The sequence below is a fragment of the Desulfovibrio sp. GTC20076 genome, from assembly GCF_055385905.1.
This window is the reverse complement of sequence record NZ_AP039366.1, coordinates 1469045-1493661: the sequence shown is the minus strand read 5'-3', so window position 1 is coordinate 1493661 and position 24617 is coordinate 1469045. Positions and strand designations below refer to the sequence as shown.

The 24617-nt window shown below is 59.6% G+C and carries 19 protein-coding genes; 13 read left to right on the top strand and 6 right to left on the bottom strand.

Annotation, left to right across the window (positions count from 1 at the left end):
• Window positions 1-119: 119 nt before the first annotated feature.
• From ispG to dxs, 7 genes are all read left to right on the top strand, one after another.
• Window positions 120-1190 (top strand): flavodoxin-dependent (E)-4-hydroxy-3-methylbut-2-enyl-diphosphate synthase, encoded by a 1071-nt coding sequence (ispG, locus tag ACZ495_RS06530; RefSeq protein ID WP_012624582.1) that lies wholly within the window; start codon window positions 120-122, stop codon window positions 1188-1190.
• Window positions 1190-2914 carry a proline--tRNA ligase gene (locus ACZ495_RS06525; RefSeq protein ID WP_012624583.1) on the top strand — a complete coding sequence of 575 codons (1725 nt, stop codon included), beginning with the start codon at window positions 1190-1192 and terminating at the stop codon, window positions 2912-2914. The genes ispG and ACZ495_RS06525 overlap by 1 nt, the downstream gene beginning before the upstream one ends.
• Before the next feature lie 393 nt (window positions 2915-3307).
• Window positions 3308-4798: an exodeoxyribonuclease VII large subunit gene (gene xseA / locus ACZ495_RS06520; protein WP_012624584.1), complete on the top strand. Its 1491-nt coding sequence runs from the start codon at window positions 3308-3310 to the stop codon at window positions 4796-4798.
• A complete protein-coding gene (locus ACZ495_RS06515; RefSeq protein ID WP_012624585.1) occupies window positions 4795-5805 on the top strand; it encodes a M23 family metallopeptidase in 1011 nt (336 codons plus the stop codon). Before xseA ends, ACZ495_RS06515 begins: the two co-directional genes overlap by 4 nt.
• 5 nt (window positions 5806-5810) lie before the next feature.
• On the top strand, window positions 5811-6083 hold the full coding sequence (gene xseB, locus ACZ495_RS06510) for an exodeoxyribonuclease VII small subunit (RefSeq protein ID WP_012624586.1): 273 nt from the start codon (window positions 5811-5813) through the stop codon (window positions 6081-6083).
• A gap of 15 nt (window positions 6084-6098) precedes the next feature.
• Complete coding sequence (locus ACZ495_RS06505; protein ID WP_041723990.1) at window positions 6099-6992, top strand: polyprenyl synthetase family protein; 894 nt, start codon at window positions 6099-6101, stop codon at window positions 6990-6992.
• 70 nt (window positions 6993-7062) lie between these two features.
• The gene (gene dxs, locus ACZ495_RS06500; protein ID WP_012624588.1) at window positions 7063-8997 is read left to right on the top strand and encodes a 1-deoxy-D-xylulose-5-phosphate synthase; all 1935 of its coding nucleotides are present in this window, start codon (window positions 7063-7065) and stop codon (window positions 8995-8997) included.
• Between the two features lie 936 nt (window positions 8998-9933).
• Here the strand turns inward: dxs and tilS are convergent.
• The 5 genes from tilS to ACZ495_RS06475 all read right to left on the bottom strand — a co-directional run bounded on the left by tilS (window position 9934) and on the right by ACZ495_RS06475 (window position 15045).
• Window positions 9934-11067 carry a tRNA lysidine(34) synthetase TilS gene (gene tilS / locus ACZ495_RS06495; protein WP_464262854.1) on the bottom strand — a complete coding sequence of 378 codons (1134 nt, stop codon included), beginning with the start codon at window positions 11065-11067 and terminating at the stop codon, window positions 9934-9936.
• An 817-nt stretch (window positions 11068-11884) separates the two neighbouring features.
• Window positions 11885-12220 carry a hypothetical protein gene (locus tag ACZ495_RS06490; protein ID WP_464262853.1) on the bottom strand — a complete coding sequence of 112 codons (336 nt, stop codon included), beginning with the start codon at window positions 12218-12220 and terminating at the stop codon, window positions 11885-11887.
• Window positions 12220-13512, bottom strand: coding sequence for a glutamyl-tRNA reductase (gene hemA, locus ACZ495_RS06485; protein WP_012624591.1), 1293 nt, complete (start codon window positions 13510-13512; stop codon window positions 12220-12222). Before hemA ends, ACZ495_RS06490 begins: the two co-directional genes overlap by 1 nt.
• Window positions 13513-13526: 14 nt before the next feature.
• On the bottom strand, window positions 13527-14354 hold the full coding sequence (ccsA, locus tag ACZ495_RS06480; RefSeq protein WP_012624592.1) for a cytochrome c biogenesis protein CcsA: 828 nt from the start codon (window positions 14352-14354) through the stop codon (window positions 13527-13529).
• Window positions 14341-15045: a precorrin-2 dehydrogenase/sirohydrochlorin ferrochelatase family protein gene (locus ACZ495_RS06475; protein ID WP_072312079.1), complete on the bottom strand. Its 705-nt coding sequence runs from the start codon at window positions 15043-15045 to the stop codon at window positions 14341-14343. The genes ccsA and ACZ495_RS06475 overlap by 14 nt, the downstream gene beginning before the upstream one ends.
• A gap of 205 nt (window positions 15046-15250) precedes the next feature.
• Here ACZ495_RS06475 and ACZ495_RS06470 point away from each other — a divergent pair, with 205 nt between their 5' ends.
• Together ACZ495_RS06470 and ACZ495_RS06465 are read left to right on the top strand one after the other, a co-directional pair.
• Window positions 15251-16540 carry a glycosyltransferase family 9 protein gene (locus tag ACZ495_RS06470; protein ID WP_464262852.1) on the top strand — a complete coding sequence of 430 codons (1290 nt, stop codon included), beginning with the start codon at window positions 15251-15253 and terminating at the stop codon, window positions 16538-16540.
• Window positions 16541-16556: 16 nt separating this feature from the next.
• On the top strand, window positions 16557-17900 hold the full coding sequence (locus ACZ495_RS06465; RefSeq protein ID WP_012624595.1) for a CgeB family protein: 1344 nt from the start codon (window positions 16557-16559) through the stop codon (window positions 17898-17900).
• 212 nt (window positions 17901-18112) lie between these two features.
• Here ACZ495_RS06465 and ACZ495_RS06460 read toward each other — a convergent pair whose 3' ends face one another.
• Window positions 18113-19297: a hypothetical protein gene (locus ACZ495_RS06460; protein WP_012624596.1), complete on the bottom strand. Its 1185-nt coding sequence runs from the start codon at window positions 19295-19297 to the stop codon at window positions 18113-18115.
• A gap of 197 nt (window positions 19298-19494) precedes the next feature.
• Between ACZ495_RS06460 and ybgF the strand changes: the two genes are divergently transcribed.
• The 4 genes from ybgF (at window position 19495) to ACZ495_RS06440 (ending at window position 24509) form a co-directional block, all read left to right on the top strand.
• A complete protein-coding gene (ybgF, locus tag ACZ495_RS06455) occupies window positions 19495-20958 on the top strand; it encodes a tol-pal system protein YbgF (protein WP_464262851.1) in 1464 nt (487 codons plus the stop codon).
• A 1-nt stretch (window position 20959) separates the two neighbouring features.
• Window positions 20960-22288, top strand: coding sequence for a DNA-processing protein DprA (dprA, locus tag ACZ495_RS06450; RefSeq protein ID WP_012624598.1), 1329 nt, complete (start codon window positions 20960-20962; stop codon window positions 22286-22288).
• Window positions 22285-23406: a tyrosine recombinase XerC gene (locus tag ACZ495_RS06445; RefSeq protein ID WP_407844591.1), complete on the top strand. Its 1122-nt coding sequence runs from the start codon at window positions 22285-22287 to the stop codon at window positions 23404-23406. The genes dprA and ACZ495_RS06445 overlap by 4 nt, the downstream gene beginning before the upstream one ends.
• Window positions 23407-23591: 185 nt before the next feature.
• Complete coding sequence (locus tag ACZ495_RS06440; protein ID WP_464262850.1) at window positions 23592-24509, top strand: manganese-dependent inorganic pyrophosphatase; 918 nt, start codon at window positions 23592-23594, stop codon at window positions 24507-24509.
• Window positions 24510-24617: the final 108 nt, after the last annotated feature.

Here is a 24617-nt window from a genome sequence, read left to right as displayed (position 1 = left end):
AAACACGTTCCAGCGGCATGATCGGCTGTCTGCTTGGCTTGCTGCATGAAATAGCTTACAAGACGCCTTTAAAGGATATGGCGACGCAGCGCCGCCAAGTTTTTCATCTGGGAGAAGGCATGGGCAGGAATACCAGAGCGATACGCCTTGGCGGCGTTACTGTGGGCGGCGGCGCACCTGTTGTTGTTCAGAGCATGACCAATACGGATACCCGCGATCCGCAGGCCACCCTGGGGCAGATTGCCCGTCTGGCGGCCCGTGGCTGTGAAATGGTGCGCCTGGCCGTACCTGATGAGGCGGCCGTGGCGGCCCTGCCCGCCATACGATCAGGTACGCCCCTGCCGCTTATCGCCGACATACACTTTGACTACCGCCTTGCCGTGGGCGCGCTGGAGGCGGGCCTTGAGGGGTTGCGCATCAATCCCGGCAATATTGGCCCCAAGGCGCATGTGGACAGGGTGGTAGATGCGGCCAAGGCGCACGGCGCGGTTATTCGCGTGGGCGTCAATTCCGGCTCGGTGGAAAAGGATATCCTGCGCAAGTATGGCGGGCCTTGCCCCGAAGCTCTGGTGGAAAGCGCCCTTGGGCATGTGCGTCTGCTGGAAGCCCGCGCTTTTTACGACACCAAGATTTCCCTCAAGTCTTCCTCTGTGCTGGATACCATAACAGCCTACCGTCTGCTGGCCGCTGCCTGTGATTATCCCACACATATCGGCATCACCGAGGCCGGGGGCCTCATGCGGGGAACGGTCAAATCTGCCGTAGGGCTGGGCATCCTGCTGCACGAGGGCATAGGCGACACCCTGCGCGTGTCGCTGACGGCAGATCCCGCCGAAGAAGTGACCGTGGCCTGGGAGATACTGCGGGCCCTGGGCCTCCGCTCCCGCGGGCCGGAGATTATTTCCTGCCCCACCTGCGGCCGCACCGAGATAGATCTTTTTGCCCTGGCACGCGCGGTAGAAGACCGCCTGGCAACATCCACGGCCTCCATAAAGGTGGCGGTTATGGGCTGCGTGGTCAATGGTCCCGGCGAGGCGCGCGAGGCTGATCTTGGCGTGGCCGGGGGCCGCGACAAAGGCATTATTTTCCGCAAGGGCGAGGTCATCCGCTCCGTGAAAGGGCAGGAAGCCTTGCTGGCGGCTTTTATGGAAGAACTGCAATCACTGCTTAACGAAAAGGAAAATACCTAATGCGCTTCAGCTCCTGCTATATTCCCACGCTCAAGGAATCTCCGGCCGATGCGGAAGTGATCAGCCACAAGCTGCTGCTGCGGGCGGGGATGGTGCGGCGGCTTACATCCGGCCTGTATATTTATCTGCCCCTGGGCCTGAGGGTGATCAACAAGATCGCCCGCACCGTGCGCGAAGAAATGGAAAAAGCCGGTTTTCGCGAACTGCTCATGCCTATGGTGCAGCCTGGCGACCTGTGGAAAGAAACAGGCCGCTGGGAGCACTACGGCAAGGAGCTGCTGCGCTTCAAGGACCGGAACGAGCGTGAATACTGCCTCGGCCCCACCCACGAGGAGGTCATCACCGACCTCGTGCGCGGCGAGGTGCGTTCTTACCGCCAGTTGCCTGTGCGCCTGTATCAGGTGCAGACCAAGTTTCGCGATGAAATACGCCCCCGTTTCGGGCTTATGCGCGGGCGAGAATTCATGATGAAAGACGGCTATTCTTTTGATGCCACTGCCGAAGGGGCCGAAGAAAGCTATAAGATCATGTACGATGCCTACATGAGTATTTTCAGCCGTCTTGGTCTGCGGTTTCGCGCGGTAGAAGCCGACACCGGCTCCATTGGCGGCAATTTTTCCCATGAATTCATGGTGCTGGCCGACACAGGCGAAGATACTATCGCCTTCTGTCACGACTGTGAGTACGCCGCCAACGTGGAGCGGGCCGAGGTTGCCTGGCGGGGCAGCCCCTCGACAGGGGGGTGCCCCGCCATGGAAAAAATCGCCACGCCCGGCGCGCATAGCGTGGAAGAGCTGACGGCCCTGCTGGGAGTTCCCGCCAGTGCCATCGTCAAGACCATGCTTTTCAAGGTGGACGGCAAAACTGTGGCCGTGCTTGTGCGCGGCGACCGCGAGGTCAACGACATCAAGCTGAAAAATCTGCTCAAGGCGCAGGAAGTGGAGCTGGCCGATGCTGCAACAGTGCAGGCCGTTACAGCCGCCCCTGTGGGCTTTGCCGGGCCTGTGGCGCTTGATGTGCCTGTTTATGCCGATGCCGAACTTCAAGGCGGCACGGACTATGTGGTAGGAGCCAATGCGGCTGACGCCCACCTGAAGCACGTGGATCTTGCCCGCGACGCCGCGGTAACCGCCTGGGCGGACCTGCGCGCCATCACCGCTGACGACCAGTGTCCCCGCTGCGGCGGCCGCATGGAACTGACCAGGGGCATTGAGGTGGGGCATATTTTCATGCTCGGCCTCAAGTACAGTGAAGCCATGCACGCTGTTTTTCTGGATGAAAACGGCAAGGAGCGGACCATGATTATGGGCTGCTACGGCATAGGCGTTTCCCGCGTGGCCGCTGCTGCCATTGAGCAGAACCACGATGAGCACGGCATTGTTTTCCCGCCGCCGGTAGCTCCTTTCGAATGTGTGCTGCTTAACCTTGATCCCCGCAGTGAAGAGGTCAACGCCAAGGTTGAAGAAATCTACGCCCTGCTGCAGGGCATGGGGATCGAAGTGCTGCTGGACGACCGCGAAGAGCGGCCCGGCGTCAAGTTCAAGGATGCCGACCTGCTGGGTATCCCCATGCAGCTTGTGGTGGGCGGCAAGGGCCTTGGGCGTGGTATTGTGGAATGCAAAGACCGCCGTACAGGCGAAAAGGGCGAGCTTTCCGCCGCCAGTCTGGAGCAGGATTTTGCCGCCTGGTCTGAAAAAGTGCGGCAGGGCTGGGCCAGCCGATAGAGCCTTTTTTGAAGTAACCGCCGCCCGCAGAGATGTAATTTTTGCGGGCGGCGTCTCATTGGTGCACTGTGCCGGTTGCCGTTCGGGCCATTGTGTCCGGCGTATGGGCGCTGCCCGACCATTGCCAGGTCGTTCAGGATTTGCTTCCTGGCTACGGCATGGGATAAAAGTGTGGATCGGTCTGAACCGCATGGCAGCCGGACACGGGCAAGCGGTTTGCCTGTGAGCGAAGAGCCTCTGCCGGTTACCAGGCGTACTTTTTATCATTATGTGCCGTGCGCCTTGTGGAAACGGCTGTTATCGGCGGGCGTTCGGCCGGGTGATCCCCCGGGTATTTCTCCGGCCCGCCGTCTTCCCTCCGTGGCGTCAAAAAGATATGCTGGCAAAAATATCATGCAGGAAGCCATACTGACCGTCCGTGAACTTACGGAACAACTACGCAAAAGCCTTGAAGGGCGTTTTCCCTTTGTCTGGGTACGGGGTGAGGTGACCAACTTCTCACGCCCCGGCTCGGGACATGTCTATTTCAGTCTCAAAGACCAGGATGCGCAGTTGCAGTGTGTCTGGTTCCGGCACATGCAGCGGCAGGCAGACCAGGGGTTTGATCCGCTTACAGGGGAAGTTTTTGACGAGCCGCGACCTTCTCCTCTTGAGCTTTTGCGCAATGGGCTGGATGTGCTTTGCGCCGGGCGCATCAGCGTATATGCGCCGCGCGGGCAGTATCAGCTTGCAGTGGAACTGGTGCAGCCCGCAGGCGAAGGGCTGCTTGCGCAGGCTTTTGAAGAAAGCAAGCGCAAGCTGGCCGCCCTGGGGTATTTTGACCACGGGCGCAAACGCCCTTTGCCCAGGGACCCGCAGCGAGTGGCTCTTGTTACTTCGCCCACCGGGGCGGCCATTCACGATTTTCTTGAACTGGCGCGCGACCGCGGCAGCGGTTCGTGCATCCGCCTTTTCCCGTCGCTGGTGCAGGGGGCGGAGGCGGCTCCGGCCATTGTGCGCGCTCTGGCCGAAGCCAATAGCCAGGCCGGGCAGAATGACGGGCCGCAGGTCATCGTTCTTGTGCGCGGCGGCGGTTCGCTGGAAGATTTGTGGGCCTTTAACGAAGAAAGCGTGGCAAAAGCCGTCTTTGAATCCCGGCTGCCTGTTCTTGCGGGCATCGGTCATGAAGTGGACATGACACTGGCGGACATGACCGCCGATATGCGCGCCGCCACGCCGAGCCATGCGGCCCAGTTGCTCTGGCCACCGCGCCTTGAGTTGCACCAGCGGGTGGACGAGGCCCGGGCGGCCCTGCGGCGCGCTATGGAGCGACGCCTCGAATCTGCCGGGCAGCGGCTGCGTGAATACGAAAAAGCACTGGCCTGGTTTTCGCCACAGCGGCACCACGAGCGTCTGTACGAGCGCCTGGCTGTTCTGGACGCTGCGCTTGCCAGGGCCGCGCGGCACTGGCTGGAAAGTAGGGAAGCGCAGACAGTCCGGCTCGAATGTGCTTTGCGTGGCTCTTTCGGCCTGGAAAAACTCGATATTTTTGATGCCCGTCTGAAACACCTGCATGCGCGTCTGCATGCGGCTCTGCCGCGTCTGACGGACGAGCGGCAGCGTGCCCTGAATTATGCCGCCCTGCGCCTGCAAAGCGCAGCCAGAAACCATGTGGCGCAGCACGAACGTAGCCTGGATGTTCTTGGGGCGGCCCTTGATGCGGGCGATCCCCTCATGCCGCTTTCTCGCGGTTATGCTTTGGTAAGCGCCGGCGGCAGCCTTGTGCGCTCTGTGGAAACAGCGCCCCCCGGTACGGAAATTCAGGTGCGCCTGGCTGACGGCAGCCTGGCAGCCGTGGTCGGCAGCGTGAACCACGCCGGACGCGGAAAAAGGAAAAAAACGTGAAAAATATCTTCTATATACATCTTGCGTACAGGGCTTTTGCCGCACTGCTGCCTGTGCTGCTTGCATTGGTGGTTTTTTCCGGCGGCCCGGCTCTGGCTGCTCCGCAGATAAGCCTTGAGGCCCCTGCCACAGTAGCCAGAGGCGACGCCTTTTTGGCTCTGGCCCTCAGCAGTGAGGCTGTTCCGGCATTCAGCTTCAGTTGGATGGGGAAAAAGCACACGGTTACGGCATTGCCTGTAGCGTCTGCCCCCGGTGCGGCACAACGCTGGCAGGCCGTTATTCTTCTGCCCGTGCCTCTGGACGCCAGGGAAAGTGACCTCACCCTTGGGGTGAGCCTTGCAACAGGGCAGGGCGGTGGTAAAAAATCCGGCGTTGCCGCGCAGGTTGTCACACAAGGCATCAGCCTTTATGACAAAGACCGCCCGGTCCAGAAGCTCACGGTGGACAAAAAATACGTTAACCCGCCTGCGGCACAGATGGAGCGCATCAAGGCCGACAGGGAGCTTGTGCGCAAGACCCTTGCGGAGTATACGCCCGAGCGTCTGTGGACGCTGCCGTTCGACAGGCCCGTTCCCGGCGGCGTTTCGAGCCTTTTTGGCCTGAAGCGCGTGTTTAACGGCCAGCCGCGCGGCCTGCACCGGGGGCTGGACCTGCGGGGCACTGAAGGCACACCCATAGTTGCCTGCGCCGATGGCAGGGTAGCCCTGACCGGGGATTTGTACTTCTCGGGCAATGTGGTGTACATCAATCACGGCGAAGGGGTTTTCACTGCCTATCTGCACATGTCAAAAATTCTGGTCGCGCAGGGCCAGCCTGTACGCAAGGGCGAGGTCATCGGCCTGGTAGGGGCCACTGGCCGCGTTACCGGGCCGCATTTGCATCTTTCTTTGCTGGTACAGGGTGTGTCTGTTGACCCACAGCCTTTTCTGGCTGTAAAACCCGCCGCAGATGCAGCGCCCCCGGCTGCTTCGGGCATGGCTGCGCAAGACGCCAAAACAGGAAAGTAGACTGCATGAGCGCCAAAAACGACAATCTTTTTGAAAAAAAACTGGCCCGGCTTCAGGAAATCGTCGGCGCGCTGGAGTCCGGCGACCTGCCGCTTGAAAAGGGCATGGCCCTGTATAAAGAAGGCGCCACATGCGCACGCTATTGCCGCCAGCAGCTTGACAAGGCCCGCCATGAACTGGAGATATGGCAGGATGGTCAGGCAAACCCCATGAGTTCCCAGGGCCATACGGCCGGGGAATATCCCGATGATGAAGCGGAAGAAGCCGAGGAAGCGTAGGAGGCTTGACAGGTGATGATGCCAGTATCCCGGATGAAGGAACTTTTGCGCGAACGCGGGCAAATGGTGGAAGAAGAGCTTGCCGTCTGCCTTGACGGCCGTGCTGTGCCGCAGCGCCTCAAGGACTCTATGCTATACAGCCTCCAGGCTGGCGGTAAACGCCTGCGCCCTGTACTCTGCCTGAGCGCTGCCGCCCTGTGCGGTCTGCCGCTGCGCGATGCTTTGCCCTTTGCCTCGGCCATCGAGATGATTCATACCTATTCGCTGGTACATGATGATCTTCCGGCTATGGATGATGACGACCTGCGCCGTGGCAAGCCTTCAAACCACAAAGCATTTGACGAGGCCACAGCCATTCTTGCGGGTGATGGTCTGCTGACGGACGCATTTCTGATGATGTGCCGCAGCCCCCTGGCCCCGCCGCGCGTGTTGCGGGCCATCAGCGAACTGGCCCTGGCCGCCGGCTCTTCCGGCATGGTGGGCGGGCAGGAATGGGACATGATATTTACCGGCAAGGACTTGGTATCCATTGAAGACCTGCGCGGCATTCACGCCATGAAGACAGGCGCGCTGCTGCGGGCTTCCTGTGTATGCGGGGCCATGCTGGCCGGGGCTTCGGATGAAGACCTGGCTGCCATCGGCTCCTATGGCGCAGCCCTTGGCGTGGCGTTTCAGATTGCCGATGACATCCTTGACGTGGTGGCTGACACCGCCACTCTGGGCAAACCCGTGGGCAGCGATGCAGCCCAGGGCAAGAAGACCTATCCCGCCCTGCTGGGGCTTGACCAGAGCCGTGCTCTGGCGCGGGAGCAGGCCGAAAAGGCCAAGGCCGCACTTGCGGGCTTCAGCGGGGACGAGGCGGATTTTTTGCGTGCATTAGCTGACTATACGGTCACCAGGGCGGCCTGACATGCCTGACACACATATAATGACGGCGCAGGATGTTTCTGTGGGAGCCGGAGCGGCACAGGCTGCCGATATGCCGGAACCTGCCGCGCGGGATGAAAACCCGCCGGCTTCCCTACTTGACGGCATAGAGCGCCCCTCACAGCTTGTGGGCATGGATGATGTGGCGCTCGCGCAGCTGGCGGGCGAGGTACGTCAGCGCATTATCGACGTGGTTTCGCGTAACGGCGGCCATCTGGCGCCGTCTCTTGGTGTGGTGGAACTGACGCTGGCGCTTCTTTCCACCTTCAATATTGAAGAAGACAAGCTCGTGTGGGACGTGGGGCATCAGGCCTATGCCCACAAACTGCTTACCGGCAGGGCGCAGCAGTTCCATACCCTGCGCTCTTTTGGCGGTATTTCCGGTTTTCCACGCATGGCTGAAAGCCCTTATGACCATTTTGGCGTGGGGCATTCCTCCACATCCATTTCTGCCGCCTTGGGCATGGCTTTGGCCCGTGACCTTTCCGGACTCAAGCATCACGTGCTTGCCGTGATCGGCGACGGTTCCCTGACGGCCGGAGAAGCCTTTGAAGGGCTTAACCTGGCCGGGCATATGGGACGTCGGCTTATTGTGGTGCTCAATGACAATGAAATGTCCATTTCGCCCAATGTGGGGGCGCTTTCGCTTTTCCTGAGCCGCACACTTTCGCGGCGCTGGGTGCGGCAGACCCGCAAAGAAGTGCTCAACTTCCTGCGCTCCATACCCCGTATCGGTCAAAAGCTGGCTGTATACGCCATGCGCGGTGAGTGGAGCTTCAAGTCTTTCTTTACGCCGGGCATGCTGTTTGAGGCGTTTCGTTTCAACTATATCGGCCCTGTGGACGGGCATGACCTGCCGAGCCTGCGCCGCCACCTGCAAATGGCCGCAGCTGTCGAGGACGGCCCCGTGCTGCTGCATGTGCGCACACAAAAAGGCAAGGGCTATGCCCCGGCAGAAAAAAATCCGACCCTCTATCACGGAGTGGGCCTGTTCACGCCCGAAACCGGTCAGCCGGTTCCTTCCACGGCCAAAGTACCGTCATTTACCGGAATTTTCAGTAAAACTCTGGTAGAACTTGCTGAAAATGATGAAAGAGTCATCGCGATTACGGCTGCCATGCCCGAAGGGACCGGTACAGACAGTTTTCGTCAGCGGTTTCCTGACCGCTTTGTGGACGTGGGCATTTGCGAGCAGCATGCCGTAACCTTTGCCGCCGGGCTTGCCAGTCAGGGATTCAGGCCGGCGCTCGCCATCTACTCCACATTTTTGCAACGTGCTTATGATCAGGTGGTGCACGACGTCTGCATACAGAATCTGCCGGTCACGCTTTGCGTGGACCGTGCAGGGCTTGTGGGCGAGGACGGTGCCACCCATCACGGAGCCTTTGACATCGCCTATCTGCGGCATATCCCGCAAATGAGCCTGCTGGCTCCCCGCAACGAGGACATGTTGCGGCACTGTCTGTTCACCTCTTTGAATCATGATGGTCCCTGCGCATTGCGCTATCCCAGAGGGGCGGGCTTTGGTGTGCCTTTTGACGGCCTGCCGCGCCTGCTCACTCCCGGCAGGGGAGATCTGCTTCAGGATGGAGAAAATATCGCTATTATTGCCGTGGGTAACCGCGCCCACCCCGCGCTGGAGGCGGCGGCGCAGGCAGAACAGGCGCTGGGCTTCCGTCCGCTGGTTTTTGATCCCGTGTGGCTCAAGCCTTTGCCTGAGGAACAGCTGGCCTCCATTGCGCGCCGCTTTGACCGCATACTTTTTGTGGAAGAAGGCGTTCTGGCTGGCGGTTTTTCTTCAGCAGTGCTGGAATTTTATGCGGATAAGGGGCTGTTGCGTGGTCAGTGCATCAAACGCCTTGGCCTGCCTGACAGTTTTGTGGAACACGGCAGCCAGTTGCGGTTGCGTGAACTGGTGGGCCTGCGCACAAAAAATATTGCTGCTGCCATTGTGGAACTGGCAGGGCAGAAAGAGAATGCCATGTGAAAACTGTTTAGTTGCAGTAGGATAACGTTTCGTGCGGGCAGGGGACTGATAAAAATATTCTGCCCGCACGGTGTATTTCGCAACAGGCTTGTTCATGAAACAGGTTTGTGAGTAAAAACAGGCAGTCTCGGGAGAGTGTATTCTTTGGGTTGCCTGTTTTTATATTTTATGGAGTACGTTTGGCCGCCTGCGCGGCGGGATGCAAGGCGGGGCCGGCTATGGGGCTTCGCCCCCTTCTCGGCCCCCTTTGCATCCCCCCCGAAGCACCACAGTTCTACCCTGATCGACAAATACGACTTTTCGAGGGCGGCTGCGCACGAACCTCGCCGTCGTGTCGGCTTCGGTTCTTTATGACGCTGCCCCGGCAACAGTTTGCCCCCTGAGCGGGAGGCGGCATACCTTAGAGCATTTTAACTTTGAAATATTGAATATTTCAAAGTTGTTATTCAGCCGAAAAATGTGATTTTCGGATGAATCCACGCCATATTGTGGCGCGCTGCACTTTCGTGCAACTTTAGAGCATTTACACTTTTTCAAAATTAAAATGCTCCAACGAACCGGATGCTCTACAGTTTTTATGCAACGCAATGGCAAGTGATGGCGTTGCGCGGCGCGGAGGGAGATCGCCGAGCGAAGCGAGGAAGCTCCCGCAGCAAAAGACGCGCAGCCCTCGTAGTGTTATGGAATCTGGAAAGCCCGGCGGGGTGTTCCGGGGGAGTGCAGAGGGGCCTCGGAGGGGCGGCAGCCCCTAACAGGCCCCATCTGCCGCCCGCCGCGCAGGCGGCCAAAACGAGTTCTTTCCTTAAGCGCCATAGCCCGCCGTGCAGACATTTGCTCCGGCGCGCAACGCCATCCACGAATGCCTGATGCGCATAATATTTCTGATTAATTATAAGATTTATATTATCAAGAGCAAAGTGTTCCAGCGGAGCCGCCTCATAGCGGGCCGGAGCGCAAAAAGCGGACACTCCCACCCTTGAGGTGAGCCTCAATGCCCCCAGGCAACTGAAAAAGCGTATTGCCGCGCCCCTGTTCCAGCGCATGGTCCAGAGCCAGCAAGGTTGCCGCTCTGGCCTGCCCTGTGGTGGCTGTTTGCTGTGCCATGCTGTCTGGCAAGCCATCGTCTTCCGCATCAGGTGCGGAACACAGGTGCTGCACTGCCCGCATGTAAAGGCGCAAACGGGCCGCAGCGGGTAGCGACCGTAGCAGGGCGCGGGGCAGGGTGAGGGCCGTGCGCGCCTGCCCGTTCAGCCCAGCCTGTGCGTCATGCGCAGCTTCTTCCATATGCCAGGGATTGTCGCGCAGTGCGGCATCCAGGGTTTCCTGCCAATAGGTCCTGTCCATATCGGCAAGTTGCCACAGGTGGCCCAGGCTGCGGTCCAGAGCGGGGTTTTCCGTCCGCAGCAGCGGCAGTATCTGAAGTCGCAACCGGTTGCGGCGATATATGGTGCTCTGGTTGCTGGCATCTTCACACCAGTCAAGGCCGCAGTGCCGCAAGAGGTCTTTGAGGGCCGAGGGGGCGCAGTGCAGCAGGGGGCGCAGCAGGCGGCGTTTGTCGTCCCGCGCGGGCATGCCGCCAAGGGCAGGCCAGCCTGTGCCGCGCACAAGCCGCAGCAGGATATCTTCGCTAAGATCTTCACGATGGTGCCCGAGGGCGATAAAGTGCGCGCCACTCGCCTGTCGCTCTTCTTCAAGCAGGGCATATCGCAAGGTACGCCCTGCCTCTTCTTCGCCCATGCGGCAGCGGGCGGCCAGGCCCTGCACATCCGCTTCGCGCACGGCACAGGGCATACCCAGGATGCTGCATGTTTTTTGCGCATGTGCCGCATCAGCCTTGGCTTCGGGCCTCAAGCCATGATTGATGCTCAAGCCCCGGAGCTTCAGGTGCAGCCGGGGGACAAGCAGGGAAAGTATGGCGGCCAGCGCTGTGGAATCCGCACCACCGGAAAGGGCCAGCACAAGACTTGAGCCGCGCGGCAGAGCCAGGTGATGCAGGCAGAAGCGCTCTACTTCAAGGCAGAGCAGGGCAGAGGCACGGGGAAGGTCCTGCAGGCGTGGGGGCTGGTTCATGCTTGTGCTCGAGCCTTGTTTGCGGGCTGTACCTGTTTGGCGTCAACAGCTGGGGGGCCTTTTAAAATAGAGAACGTTTGAAATATGTTGTGGGGGATGGACCTTTTGGAAAAGGCTGTCTTCCCCCACGCTCCAACCACATAAAATATTTATTCTTGTTTCAATCTGTTACAAGAATGCCCGTGATCTGAGACGGGGGCTAGAGCAGTTCATACTTGAAATGCTCGACAAGGATTTATCCCCAACTCCTTGTCGCCAAATGATTGTAGGGCGGCCTTGCCAACCGTTAAGCAATCATTGGAAGCGTTAATTGCTCTGTTGGGCTGATGACCATCAATTTGGGGAACACTGTCTGTTTTTTAAGCAGTACGGAAAACTGTCTGATGATCGTGGCTCGGGCAGCAGCCGATCAAAGCCCCAATTGCGGGTGCCATTGTGCGGCGCGCAGGGAGATCCTCGAGCGAAGGGAGGAAAACTCTCGCAGCAAAAGACGCGCAGCTCTTGCAGCACCAAGCTAATTGGAAAACCCTGAAGATTCAGGTCGTGGGAACGGTGCAATCAGGAAAATCCAGCGGGATGTTCCGGGGAGTACAGAGGGGCCTCGAAGGGATGCAGCCCCTGACAGCGTCCTATCTGCGGCCCGCCGCACAAGGCGGCTCAAACCAAAGTTAAAAAAGAGCCTTCGTAGCCGAACAAGGCTCAAAAATCCCTTCTCAAAGGCCATGCTTTTTCTCATCCCATTCCATCCCGGCATGCGGGCTGCGCCACGCCTCGCCGGACAGGGCATTCCGCCGCGCAGGCAAAAATACCTGTCGGGTCAGGCGTTGATGCCGAGATCGGCAAGCGTCTGCTCAAGCCAGGCAATCATGCGGGTACGCAATTCCGGCCCGGCGTAATGCACACATTCGCACCGCATGCGTCCTCTGGCCCGGACCAGCAGCTCCAGTCGTAAAGAATCTTCTTCAAGTTCCAGTCCGAAAACATGCGGCCCACAGCTTTCGGCGTGCTCTTTCTGCAGGCCGGAAAGCAGATCTGCGGGCGCGGGCAGCCAGTACAGACCCTCAAGACCGGCCTCAAGCCCCATTTCTTTGAGTCTGTCGGCTATTTTTGCCGTGTCTTCGGGTGTGAGGTCCTCGATGCCGTACCAGCGCATCAGTTTTCCTCCGAGTAAATACAGCCTGTTTTATCCAGATTGAAAATACGGCGCATTATGCTTATGCGCGGCCCGTTGCCTTCTTGCGACATGCCGCCGTGTTTCAGAAACATGATGGGGTCGTGGTTGAGCTTGCGTACCAGTGCGCCCGCCATGGCTTCAAGAGCCTCACGCGTATTGTCGTCCACAGGGCCGAGCCGCTTGAGGGTTTTTGCCAGTTCTTCTTCCGCGGCGCGCTGGCCTTTTTTGATAAGGTCCACAATGGTGGGCTGCATGTCCAGGCTGGCAAGCCAGCGGGAGAACTGCACCACTTCCTCATTGACGATTTCCGCCGCCTTGGCCGCTTCATCACGGCGGGTGGCGAGGTTTTCTTCAACAACCTCCTTGAGGTCGTCAATGTCATAAAGGTACACGTTGTCCAGACCGTTAACGTCGGGATCAATGTCACGGGGAACAGCAATATCAATAAAAAACATGGGCCTGTTCTTCCGGATCTTGAGGGCGGCGCGGATGTCGCGGGCGCGGATAATTGGTTCCTGCGAACCGGTGGAAGTGATGATGATGTCCACATCCAGCAGGTGGCGGGGCATATCTTCAAAAGGTATGGCGTGCCCGTTGAACTGTTTTGCCAGTTCCTGCCCGCGCACAAGGGTGCGGTTGGCTACAAGTATGTCGGCAATCCCGGCCTGGAGCAGATGCATGGCGGCCAGTTCGGCCATTTCGCCCGCGCCCACAAGCATGGCCTTGTGGGCGCGCATGTCGCCGAAAATGCGTTTTGCCAGTTCCACGGCGGCATAGCTGATGGAAACCGCGCTGGAAGCCACGGCGGTTTCAGTACGTACTCTTTTTGCCACCGAAAAAGCTTTGTGCAGCAGACGGTTGAGGATGACCCCAGTGGCGCGGCTTTTGACAGCCTTGCGGTAGGCTGTTTTCAACTGCCCGAGAATCTGGGGTTCGCCCAGCACCATTGAATCCAGGCTTGATGCCACGGAAAACAGGTGCCGTACCGCCTCAAGATTTTTATGCACATAGACGTAGGGCCTAAGATCCTCAACGTCACTTTTTCGCGCTCCGGCCCAGTTGCGCAGTACCTGTTCCGCCACTTCGCCGGTTCCGGCGGCCAGGATTTCTACGCGGTTACAGGTAGAGAGTATAATACTCTCGCTCACCGCGCCGGTACATGGCAAAGCCCAGTGTTCCTCATCGCAATGATTGGCCAGGGCGAAGCGTTCGCGCACATCCACTCCGGCGGTGCGGTGATTCAGGCCCACAAGAAAGATATCACAGTCCATAGTTCATGCCCAAGTCAGCGCCGGATGAATGCGTGGTGCGTCTCCATAAAGGTATTCACCACAATGATTGAAAAAAGACACAAAATAAAAATAAAAACAGCCAGTCGTGCCGGTTTTCGGCCTCTCCACCCCTTGGTGATCCGGTTGTTGAACAGAGCAGAAAACAGCATCCATATGACGATGCTGATCACTTCCTTGGGGTCGCCCGTAACAGTCGCGCCAAATACGGGTTTGGCCCATACAAGGCCTGAAATTATGCCCAGAGTATAAAGAGGGTAGGCCACAACCGTAGTGAAGGCATTGATTTTGTCAAGCATGGTGAGGGCGGGCATATCCTGCCAGAAGCCCTTCATGTATTGCTTGCTCTTGATGCGCGCCTCCAGAAAAATAAAAAGCGCTCCGGCCGCAAAAGCCAGGGCCAACAGGGCCAGGCTCAGAAAAAGTGTGCCTATGTGCAGGGCGTAAAAAGGCGCCTTGAGCGAAGGCGGAACCTGTACCACTGCTTCGAGGTACGGGGCCGACATGGCAAAAAGCATAAGCCCCAGAGGCGCGGCGAAGATAAGCGGGGCCTCCTGCCGGAGCTTGCCCCAGGCCACAAGCCCGCATAAAACCACAAACCAGGCCATAAGCTGCAGGTATGCGCCAAGGCTCAGCCCGCCGGGCAGGGCCTTGTGAAAGCCTGTGGCCAGAGAGATGGTCTGAAAAATAAAGCCCGCGCCCGCCAGCCAGCAGCCAAGTTTTCGCCAGAAAGGGCTGCGCGCTACCATGCCGACTATGCCGGACACGCTGGCAAGGCCGTAGAGCAGCAGCGTGACGCCGGTGGAAAATTCAGGGGAGATCATAAAGTAACTCCGCTATATGAGCGTGCAGTTCCGTTGGCAATTCCGCCAACAGCCACTGGCGGCAGTTTTCCATTTCCTTTTCCTCCAGCCATTGCTGCAGGGGAGAGGCCGCCAGTTTCCGGAACAGCTCAGTATTCTGCCCTGTCTCGCCGCCCAAAGCAAGGACAAGCGGCCGCAGGCGGCCCATCAGGCAGGCCATGCGCGCCCGCGGAGCCAGCCAGCAGACCAGTTCGCCTTTCCAGCGCCGGGCCAGGGCCGGGCTTGCGCCACCTGTTGAAAGCGCCGCCGCCAGGGGCGTTTTGCGGGCCACCGCAGGAACCTGAAAACTGCCTTCTTCCGGGGTGCTTGCGCAGTTGCACAATACACCGTTGCGGCGGCAGATGGCGGCGATACGCCTGTTTTCCGCATCGTTGCCTGTTGTGGCGAACACAAGGGCCATGCCCTGCATGTCGTTTTCCACGCAGGCGCGGCGTTCAAAGCGCACATTGCCCTGGCGCAGCAAGTCTTGCAGGGCTGTATCGCCGGGCGAAGGTTCGTCAATATCCAGTACAAGCACAAAAGCCGGGCCGCACGCCAGCAGTCCTTCCAGCTTGCGGCGGCCTACCTGACCAAGGCCCGCCACAAGGCAGCGCATGCCTTCAAGGGAAAGAAAGAGTGGATAAAAAGCCGGCCTGGCTGCGGGTGTTTCCATGTGGGGTCCGTTGTGTAGCATGATGCGAAAAACCGCATGTCTTTTCGATATATTCTATGATACAGCAGCCTTCACGTTTTGCAAAGGCCCCGCCCTTGCTTCGCCGGGGCTATTGCCTTACCTTTCCATAATGCGGAAGCCCGGCACTGCCATCTGTCGGGCCTTTTGAAGTGATTGTGAATCCGGCGTCCGGCAAGGAAGGGGTATGGCGGCATTTCTGGTGCTTCAGGCAGCGCGTTTCGGCGATGTGGTGCAAACAGGGCGTTTGTTGCATGGCCTCGCGGCGCGCGGGCAGGTACATCTGGCGGTGGATGAAAGCCTGGTTGCCCTGGCGCGCCTTCTCTATCCTTTCGCGCAGATACACGGCTTGCACCTGCACGGCTGCGACGAAAACGGAATTTTACAAAAAAATAGGCCTGTATTGGCGCAATGGCGGCATGAAAATTTCAGCATCGTCTATAACTGCAATTTCTCTGGCCTCACTGCTGCCCTGTGCCGGATTTTTGAGCCGGAGCAGGTGCAGGGCTACAGGCCGGCACCCGGCGGCATATGGCGTTCGCCGTGGGCGCGGATGGCATTTCGTCTGAGCGAGCGGCGTGTGCTTTCGCCTCTCAATCTTGTGGATTTCTGGGCGTTTTTTGGTCCTGACCCTCTGCGGCCCCAACAGGTGAATCCTGAGGCAACGCCCGGCGGTCAGGGGCTTGGCGTGGTGCTTGCCGGCCGCGAATCACGCCGGTCGTTACCCATACCTTTGCTGGCAGATGTAGTGCGCACGACGTTTTCGGCTATGGGCGGGCCGCGTGTGCTGCTTTTCGGTACAGCGGCGGAACAGCCCGCCGCCCGCAGGCTGCTGCGTCTGCTGCCCGCAAAAATGCAGGACAGGGTGGAAGACCTGAGCGGAAAGACCGGCTGGCCCGGGCTTGTGACTGCCGTGCAGGGGTTGGATGCCGTCATTACGCCGGATACGGGAACCATGCATCTGGCTGCGAGGCTCGGCGTACCCGTGCTGGCTTTTTTTCTGTCTTCGGCCCTGGCACACGAAACCGGGCCTTACGGGCAGGGGCATTTTGTCTGGCAGGCCTCGCGCGCCTGCGCGCCCTGTCTTGAAACGGCCCCATGCCCTTACAATGTGGCCTGTCTTGAACCTTTCCGCAGTCGGGAACTGCTGCGCTCATTGACGCTTGCCCTGGCCGGTGATGCAGGGCGTGCGGTTTTGCCCGATGGTCTGCAATTGTGGCGCAGCCAGGTGGATAGTCTGGGTACGGTGCTGCGTCTGAAATCCGGTAAAGATCCGCATGCCGAGCGGCGTCAGCGGGTGCGGGAATATCTGGCCTCTTTTTTACGCCTGTCTCCACCCGGCGCAGTGGATACGCCGCCTCCGGTCATCGCGGGCGAAAAAACGGCGTATCCGTCGGGCGCGGCTGGTGACGAAGGGGTTGATCAATGGCTGTGCGGCGATGCGGACTGGATGTTGCCGCCGGAACGATACCGCTGATGTGGAGAACACGCTGATGCCCATGACTCCTTTAAGAATACTGGTTGTTTTGCCCATGTATGGCGGGTCGTTGCCTGTGGGCAGGTACTGCGTGCGCGCTCTTGAACAGATGGGCCATAGTGTGCGCGCCTTTGAGGCCCCGCTCATGTTTTCGGCCTTTACAGGATTACAGGCTCTTGGGCTGCCCCCGACGCAGACAGCACAACTGGAGAACGCTTTTCTTCAGGTGGTGGGGCAGGCCGTCTGGGCGCAGGTGCAGGCGCAGGAGCCGCATCTGGTGCTGGCTATGGCACAGGCCCCCATGGGGCGTGGGCTTTTGCAGCGTTTGCGTCGAGCCGGAGTACGCACGGCCATGTGGTTTGTGGAAGATCACAACGTGTTTCAGTACTGGCGGGCCTACGCGCCGCTGTATGACGTGTTTGCCATCATACAAAAACAGCCCTTCATGGACCTGCTTGCCGCAGCCGGGCAAAAAAACTTTCTATACCTGCCGCTTGCTGCGCAGCCTGACTTTCACGTTCCCACAGACCTGACGCCGGAGGAGCGTCGCGAATACGGCGCGGATCTGGGTTTTCTGGGGGCCGGTTACCCTAACCGCAGACTGGCTTTTCGTCCTCTTGCGGGCCGTGACCTGAAGATCTGGGGATCGGACTGGGACGGAGAAGGGCTGCTGGCGGCCCATGTGCAGCGCGGTGGCGCACGTATAGGAGAAGAGGAGAGCGTCAAGATTTACAACGCCACCAGGGTTAATCTCAACCTGCATTCCAGCCTGCAAACGACGGAACTGGTAAGCCGCGGCGATTTTGTGAATCCGCGTACTTTTGAACTGGCCGCCATGAATGCTTTTCAGTTGCTGGACGAGCGCAGCCTGCTGCCGGAACTGTTTGCTCCGGATGAACTGGCTACCTTTGCCTCTATTGAAGAATTTTACGCAAAAATAGACTATTTTCTTGCGCATCCTGACGAGCGGGCCGCCTACACAGCCCGCGCGCGAGCGCGGGTATTGCGCGACCATACCTACAGCCACCGCATGCAGACCTTGCTGGATTTTGTGGGCGAACGCCTCGGCCCCTGGTCGCAAGAGGCAAGGCCGGACCCGCCGGAAATAGCGGCAGGGCAGGGCGCAGGTGCGACCGCCGCATCATGCCCCCCGGGCAGTGCCACGCCGCCGGAACAGGCAGGTACATCCGGTGCAGATATGGCTGCCGCCATAAACCGCACTGTGGAAAAACTGGGCCTTGGGCCGCATGCGGATTTCGATCATGTGGTGGCGGCGCTCAGGACCAGAACAGGCGCTCTTGATGAAACCGAGGCCTGTCTGCTTTTTCTGGATGAATGGCGCAAGCAGTACTTACAGTAACCGGTCTGTTCCTGTGTAAAATGATATGCCCCTGCCAAAATGGACAGGGGCATATCAGAAGGGCCGCCTCGCTTTGCATTACTCTGTGCTTGCAGGAGCAGGTATCTGTTCCGGATGGCATGCGCACAGTGTGGCTGCACGGTGATCGCCTGGGCGAATGCCGGCAGGCTTTGAGATTCGTATGGACAAGGGCGAAATGCCCTAAATGCCTGTCAGGGGCGCGGCGCTGCTGTTTTGTTTTTCGTATCCTTGCTGGCGTCAGGCGTTGCGGGTTGCCCGGTTTCCTGCGCGTCGCCTTGCTGCGGAGCAGCCTCCGGTGCCGCAAGGCTGCCGTCCTGCGGTGCTGTTTCCGGCGTACCGCTGTCCAGCGGTTCTACAAGCGTTTCTTGTGCGGCATCCGCTTTCAGGCTTGAAAGGTCGGTTACCTGCGAATAATAGGGCAGCATAAAGGCCACGGCGATCAGCAACGCCAGCAGCAGGCTGAGCTTATGGCGCATGGGGGCTGCGCTGCGTGCGACAATGGTCCACAAAACCGGCGGCACAAGCCAGATAAGCACCTTGATGCTTTCAAGCGCCACACTGCGACCGGTAAAGGCATCACCCTGCCAGCCCTGCTGTATTTCCGCCACGGTTGCGCCGAGAAAAATCAGCCAGAATATGGTCCAGGCATTGCGCGCCCAGAGGGTGCACCAGGGGATCATGGTGTTGTAGTGGTCGCGGCCGAAGTCCTCACGTTTGCGGCGTATGGCAAGCCACATGGCGCCGCCGGCTCCTGCCATGGCCAGCGCCAGGGGCAATGTCCAGTACAGGGCGAACCAGAAAGGCGACAGCCAGCCGGGAAAAAAGATATCCCCAAGGGTGATGCTGCTGGCGTCAGGGCGCATATAGGCGCTCAGCATACGGGTGGCCCCAAGGGTGACCGCTACGGCGATGCAGGCCTGTATGCTGCTTACAATGCCCATAAAGATGTGCAGGACGGGTACCTTGACCAGAAATTTCCACAAGGCGAAATACAGGCTGCTGATCAGCACGGCCAGGCCCAGCAATATCCAGCTCAGTTCCACCATAAAGTCGGGCAGGGAGTCAGGCGTATAGGCGTCCTGAACAAAAAACAGCCACACGCGCCCTGCGATGAGCAGGGACCAGCCCAGAATCAGGGCCAGCATGGCCAGCTGGCGCGCACATTTGTCGTAGGAAGAGCGCTTGCGGGTGATGGAAAGAATGCGCGCCATGGCAGACACAAAACCGAGGCCCGCAAAGGCCAGCAGCGCCGCCAGAGGCAGGGTCACACACAGGGCGTCTATACCGGTCTGCAAAAAGGGATAGGCCTGTAGCCACTGTTTGGGCAACGCGGCCCATATGGTCAGCTGCGCCAACACATCCTGAAAAAAATTCATCGGGCGCCGCCCCCGGTCTGGCGTGGCTTCAGAACAGAAACACTCATGGTCGCTCCTTGCAATCTTGCGCTGGCTTGGGAAAATACGCTATAGTCAAAAAAATGTGTGCAGACCTGTATTTGCCTTAAAAAGGCCGGGGCCGCAAGGGTTCTTGAAATATGGCCGGGCTTGGGGCAGAACTACAGGGGAGGCTGGTTATGAAAAAAATCTTTGCAGTACCCTTGGTTTGCGCGGCACTAGCTGCCGGCTGCGCTTCTTCCGCCCAGATGCGGCATGTGGAAGAAAAAAATTCTGCCAACCAGCAGGCTCTGCGCGAAACTGACCGGCGTCTGCATACGCTGGAGCAGAATGTGGCTGTTCTGGACAGTCAGATGGCCCAGCTCAGAAACCGCAGTTTTGAAGTGCGCACCCGGGGCGGCAAAAAAACCGGTATGACAGTGGTGCCCATACTGCCTCCGGCGGCTCCCGCTGTTTCTGTTTCAGCCCCGGCAAGCGTTGCTGCCGCGCCCGGCACCCCGGGGCAAGCCGTTCCACCCGTGGAACCGAATGCCGCGCTGGGCAAACATGGCCCTGAAGTGGCTGCCGCACATCCTGCCGTTGCCGCTCCGTCTGCAAGCGCCAATGGCACGGCGCCGTCCGGCACAGGCGCAAAAGGGCCGAAGATTCCCGCGTCGTCTCCTGCTGCGTCCGAAGCGCCCAAGGGCAGGGTTATTGACCCCGCGGCGCCTGTGCGGCCATTCCCGTCGGTTGCGGCTTCTGCAGAATCCGCTGGCCCGGGTCCCCGTGCGCCGGAGGGGGGGCACGCGTCCGGCCAGAGTGCCAAGGCCGGCCCCATCGGTGCTGTAGGAGAAACGGTGAAAAAACAGGTGGCGCCGGCTAACGGCGAAACAGTGCCCGTGGGGCTGCCCCCTGTGGCTGCGCCGGAACCGTCAGCACCACCCGCTCTTGATCCCGCCAATTTTGCTGCTCCCAATGCCGGGCAACCTGTTGTTCCCACGGTTGCAGACAAGGGGGATCCAGCCGGCGGCAATGCTGCCGTACCCGTGCCCCAGCTGCCGCCTTCAAGCCTGGCCCTGCCGCCGGAACATCCCGGCCTGCCTCCGGTGGAAGCCCCGGTTGCAAGCGCAAATGTCACGGCACCGTCTGCCGCTCCGGCAGGCATTGCACCCGGGACTCCGGGTATCCCCACGACAGCCTCCCGGCAAACCGGCTCCCTTCAGGATGTTTCTGCCGCTTCGGAAAAGGCCGCTTCCGCAGCAGGTGCGGCACAAAAGCCCGTGCGCCCCATCAAAGGGGAAAAGGCGGCCTACGAAGCGGCTCTCAAGGTGGTCATGGCCGGGCGCTCCGTTGAAGGTATATCCCGCTTCGAGACGTTTTTGCAGGAATATCCGCAAGGTACTTACGCGCCCAACGCGGAATACTGGATTGGCGAAGGCCTGTACGCTCAGGGCAAATACCGCGAAGCGCTGGCGCAGTTCCGCAAGGTGGACGCCTCGTACCCGCAGCATCATAAAAATGCCGATGCGCTGCTCAAGACAGGCATGTGCCTGAGCCGCCTTGGCGACAAGGAAGCGGCGGGGCAGGCCTACAGCCAGTTGCTGGCGCGTTTTCCCAAATCCGAGGCCGCCCGCCTGGCGCGGACGCGCGGCCTGGCCCGCTAGCATGAATCGCGGCACTGTCTGGTCGGAATTGAGCGATGAAGCCCGCACGGAATACTGGGCCGCTCTGGCCCTGCGCCACTGTGCGGGGCTTGGCGCCAGATCGTGCGCCCGGCTTTTGAAGGCCTTCGGTTCGGCCTATGCCGCCGTGCAGGCGCGTGAGCGCTGGCGCGAGGCCGGGCTTAATCGGAAACAGGCGGCAGAACTGGCTACGGGTTCGTGGCGTGTGACGGCCCGTGATGAGTGGGACCGCGCCCGCGATCTTGATGCAGCCATAGTGTTGTGGACCGATTCCGCATATCCGCCTTTGCTGCGCCAGTTGCCCGATGCTCCGGCGCTTTTGTACTGCCGGGGGGATTTGTCGCTGCTTCAGGCTCCTGCTTTTGCGGTGGTGGGGTCACGGCGGGCCACGGAGCACGGCAGGGCGGTGGCCGCGCACATGTCTCGCTGTTTGTCGGCCTGCGGTGTGACCATTGTCTCCGGCATGGCTCTGGGTATTGACCGGGTGGCGCACGAGGCGGCCCTCAGCCGGATCGGCCGCAGCATAGGCGTTTTGGGCACGGGTATTGATGTTGTTTATCCATCGGTAAACAGAAAAATTTTTGGCATGATGGAGCAGCAGGGCCTGCTGGTTTCTGAATTCATGCCGGGAGCGCGGCCTCTGCCCGAGCATTTTCCCATTCGCAACCGCATTATCAGCGGTTTTGCTTTGGGGGTGCTGGTGGTCGAGGCCGCAAGCCGCTCCGGCAGCCTGATTACCGCTCGTCTGGCGTTGGAGCAGAACCGCGAGGTGTACGCGGTTCCCGGCCCGGCCCTGGATGCAAGCTGCCTTGGCTGCCAGGAACTTGTGCGTCAGGGGGCGCGGCCTGTTTTCAGCGCGGAGGACGTGTTGCGCGATCTGGCGGAACAGCTGCGTCCCTATGGCATCAGCCGCGACAGTCTTGGTGACGAAGAAAAAATTGGCCCGGAACTGGCGCTCATACCGGAAGCGGCAAAAGAAGAACCGGCCGAAAGCGGATATGCCGGGCGTGCAGCCCCGGCGCGCTCGGGGAAACAGCAAGAGAAGCAGTCTGCCCTCCCGGCTGTGGCCCGGCAGCATAAACCCCTGGGCGCCGCGGAAAACCTCGCCCCGGCCGGGCGCAGGGCGGCCCTGCTGGACTGTTTGCGCCAACGCGGCCCCATGCAGGCGGATGATCTTGCCTGCGCGCTGGACATCAGCGTGGCCGATCTCAACGTCATGCTTGTAGGGCTTGAAATGCTCGGCCAGGTGTGTCGTCTGCCGGGGGCCAGATATGCATCGGGGCAGGATTCCGGGAACGGGGCAGAAGCATGAGCGAAAAAAAACTGAAAAAAAATACTGCCGCTGCGCATGCCGAAGCAGATTCCCTTGGCGCGCATTCCGGCGGCAAGGCCTTGTCCGCAGCGGGCAAGCAGGGCAATGGCCGCAATACTGCCCCCATGTCGCCGCCTGTGGGCGCGGCGGGCCGGGCGGGGATGCCGGATGCAGGCGGCCGTGCCGGTTTGCTGATAGAAGCTTTTCTGGCCTGGATGACCGTGCAAAAGGGGGCTTCTGAAGCCACCCGCAAAGCCTATGCTGTGGATCTGGCACAGCTTGCGGAATTTTTACGCGGCCAGGAAATTGATCTGGGGCAGCCGCAAACCGTAACCCGGCGGCACATGCAGGCTTTTCTTGCCTGGCTGTTCCGCAAGGGCGAGGCCAAAAGCTCCATGGCGCGCAAACTGGCTGCGGCCCGCTCTTTCTTCCGTTTTCAGATGCGGGGGGGCAAGGTGGCGGAGAATGTTGCGGCCCAGGTGCGCAATCCCCGCCAGGAAAAACGCCATCCCCGCGCCCTTAACGTTGATGAAACCTTCGCCCTGCTGGATTCGGCCACGGGGCCGGGGGGCAAGAGAGGACCCGTGGTCGGCAGTGCCGAGGAAGAACGCATTCTTTGCCGCGACCTTGCCTTGGCGGAGCTGCTTTATGGCTCGGGGCTGCGCATTTCCGAAGCATTGAGCCTGGATGTGGATGATGTGCAACTGTCTTCACGCGTTTTGCGCGTTATGGGCAAAGGTTCAAGGGAAAGGCTTGCTCCTCTTTCAGACACTTCTTTTTCCTGTCTCAAAGCGTGGCTTGAAGAGCGCCCCCTGCTGGCACTGCCCGATGAAGCGGCTCTTTTTGTGGGCGCACGCGGGGCGCGCCTGAACAGAAGAGAGGCCGCACGCATTGTAGAGCGCCTGTGCCGCCGGGCGGGGCTGACCTTTACGGTGTCGCCCCACAGTTTGCGGCATTCGTTTGCCACTCACCTGCTGGAGGCTGGCGCAGATATGCGAAGTGTGCAGGAACTTCTGGGACATCAGCGGCTTACCACAACGCAGCGCTATACGCAGGTAAGCCTTGAAAGCCTGATGCAGACTTACGATCAGGCGCATCCCAGGTCAGGTAAAAGGTAAAAAAATCACGAGCATATTTTTATACTGTTAATTAAACGAGTTCAGTGATATTCTGCGATGTGGTGACCGTGCCGTGTCAGGAATTTTTCCCCAAGGCTCTTGGCATGAACAGGACTTTGTGCTAAAGAGTACAAATCGGTCAAAACGAACCGCATACCTGAACCATACCGGAAGGAGAGACAGTCATGTCCGCATTAGTTCTTGGTCACATGAATCCTGATACCGACAGCATCATCTCAGCCATTGTTGCCGCCGACCTGTACAGCAAGCGCGGTATGGACGTCACCCCGGTTGCCCAGGGCGCGCCCACTCCCGAAACAGAATTTGTGCTGAAAAAGTTCGGCATTGCCGCCCCCCAGATTGTGGACGATGTGGCCGGCAAGGATCTGTATCTGGTGGACTATTCCGACCTGGCCCAGGCCCCCAAGGGCATGGATTCGGCCACGGTTCTCGGCATTGTTGACCACCACAAGCTTGGCGACGTGACAACCTCTGCGCCGCTGGAAGCCTGGATCTGGCCCGTTGGCTGCACCAACACCGTTCTGAAGAACATGTATGACTTCTATGGTATCGAGATTCCCAAAAATCTCGCCGGGGCCATGCTGTGCGCCATTTTGTCCGATACGGTTATCTTCAAGTCGCCCACCTGTACCCCCGCTGACAAAAAAGCCGTTGAAGAGCTGGCAAAAATCGCGGGCGTGAGCGATATCGTGGCTCTGGGCATGGAGATGTTCAAGGTCAAGAGTGCCGTTGACGGCGCTCCCATGAAGGACCTTGTTTTCCGTGACTACAAAGACTTTGACATGAACGGCAACAAGGTGGGCATCGGCCAGCTTGAAGTGGTTGACCTCTCCATCCTTGAGCCTGTGAAGGCTGGCCTGCAGGCTGAAATCGAAAAGGTCAAGGGCGAAGGCCGCCACAGCGTCTTCCTGCTGCTGACCGACATCATGAAAGAAGGCTCGGAAATGCTTATTGTTTCCGATGACCCCTCGGTGGTGGAAAAAGCTTTTGGCGTCAAGCCCGAAGGCGCCTCTGTGTGGCTGCCCGGTGTGATGAGCCGCAAAAAGCAGGTTGTGCCGAATTTTGAAAAGGCTTTCAAGTAAGCACTGCTCACCATACCTCAAAAGCCCCCGGCACTTTGCGCTGGGGGCTTTTGTGTTACCTGTGTGCAGGTTCCAATAAAAAATGTTCCAACAGGCTGCGTGTGTACA

What these genes read in the sequence shown, in the direction of transcription:
- xseB (WP_012624586.1), top strand. Translation starts at nt 5,811, where the DNA reads ATGAGCGCCAAAAACGACAATCTTTTTGAAAAAAAACTGGCCCGGCTT.
- xseA (WP_012624584.1), top strand. Translation starts at nt 3,308, where the DNA reads ATGCAGGAAGCCATACTGACCGTCCGTGAACTTACGGAACAACTACGC.
- ACZ495_RS06470 (WP_464262852.1), top strand. Translation starts at nt 15,251, where the DNA reads ATGGCGGCATTTCTGGTGCTTCAGGCAGCGCGTTTCGGCGATGTGGTG.
- ccsA (WP_012624592.1), bottom strand. Translation starts at nt 14,354, where the DNA reads ATGATCTCCCCTGAATTTTCCACCGGCGTCACGCTGCTGCTCTACGGC.
- tilS (WP_464262854.1), bottom strand. Translation starts at nt 11,067, where the DNA reads ATGAACCAGCCCCCACGCCTGCAGGACCTTCCCCGTGCCTCTGCCCTG.
- ACZ495_RS06525 (WP_012624583.1), top strand. Translation starts at nt 1,190, where the DNA reads ATGCGCTTCAGCTCCTGCTATATTCCCACGCTCAAGGAATCTCCGGCC.
- ACZ495_RS06490 (WP_464262853.1), bottom strand. Translation starts at nt 12,220, where the DNA reads ATGCGCTGGTACGGCATCGAGGACCTCACACCCGAAGACACGGCAAAA.
- ACZ495_RS06465 (WP_012624595.1), top strand. Translation starts at nt 16,557, where the DNA reads ATGCCCATGACTCCTTTAAGAATACTGGTTGTTTTGCCCATGTATGGC.
- ACZ495_RS06440 (WP_464262850.1), top strand. Translation starts at nt 23,592, where the DNA reads ATGTCCGCATTAGTTCTTGGTCACATGAATCCTGATACCGACAGCATC.
- dprA (WP_012624598.1), top strand. Translation starts at nt 20,960, where the DNA reads ATGAATCGCGGCACTGTCTGGTCGGAATTGAGCGATGAAGCCCGCACG.
- ACZ495_RS06460 (WP_012624596.1), bottom strand. Translation starts at nt 19,297, where the DNA reads ATGAATTTTTTTCAGGATGTGTTGGCGCAGCTGACCATATGGGCCGCG.
- hemA (WP_012624591.1), bottom strand. Translation starts at nt 13,512, where the DNA reads ATGGACTGTGATATCTTTCTTGTGGGCCTGAATCACCGCACCGCCGGA.
- ACZ495_RS06445 (WP_407844591.1), top strand. Translation starts at nt 22,285, where the DNA reads ATGAGCGAAAAAAAACTGAAAAAAAATACTGCCGCTGCGCATGCCGAA.
- ACZ495_RS06475 (WP_072312079.1), bottom strand. Translation starts at nt 15,045, where the DNA reads ATGGAAACACCCGCAGCCAGGCCGGCTTTTTATCCACTCTTTCTTTCC.
- ACZ495_RS06505 (WP_041723990.1), top strand. Translation starts at nt 6,099, where the DNA reads ATGATGCCAGTATCCCGGATGAAGGAACTTTTGCGCGAACGCGGGCAA.
- ybgF (WP_464262851.1), top strand. Translation starts at nt 19,495, where the DNA reads ATGAAAAAAATCTTTGCAGTACCCTTGGTTTGCGCGGCACTAGCTGCC.
- ispG (WP_012624582.1), top strand. Translation starts at nt 120, where the DNA reads ATGGGCAGGAATACCAGAGCGATACGCCTTGGCGGCGTTACTGTGGGC.
- dxs (WP_012624588.1), top strand. Translation starts at nt 7,063, where the DNA reads ATGCCGGAACCTGCCGCGCGGGATGAAAACCCGCCGGCTTCCCTACTT.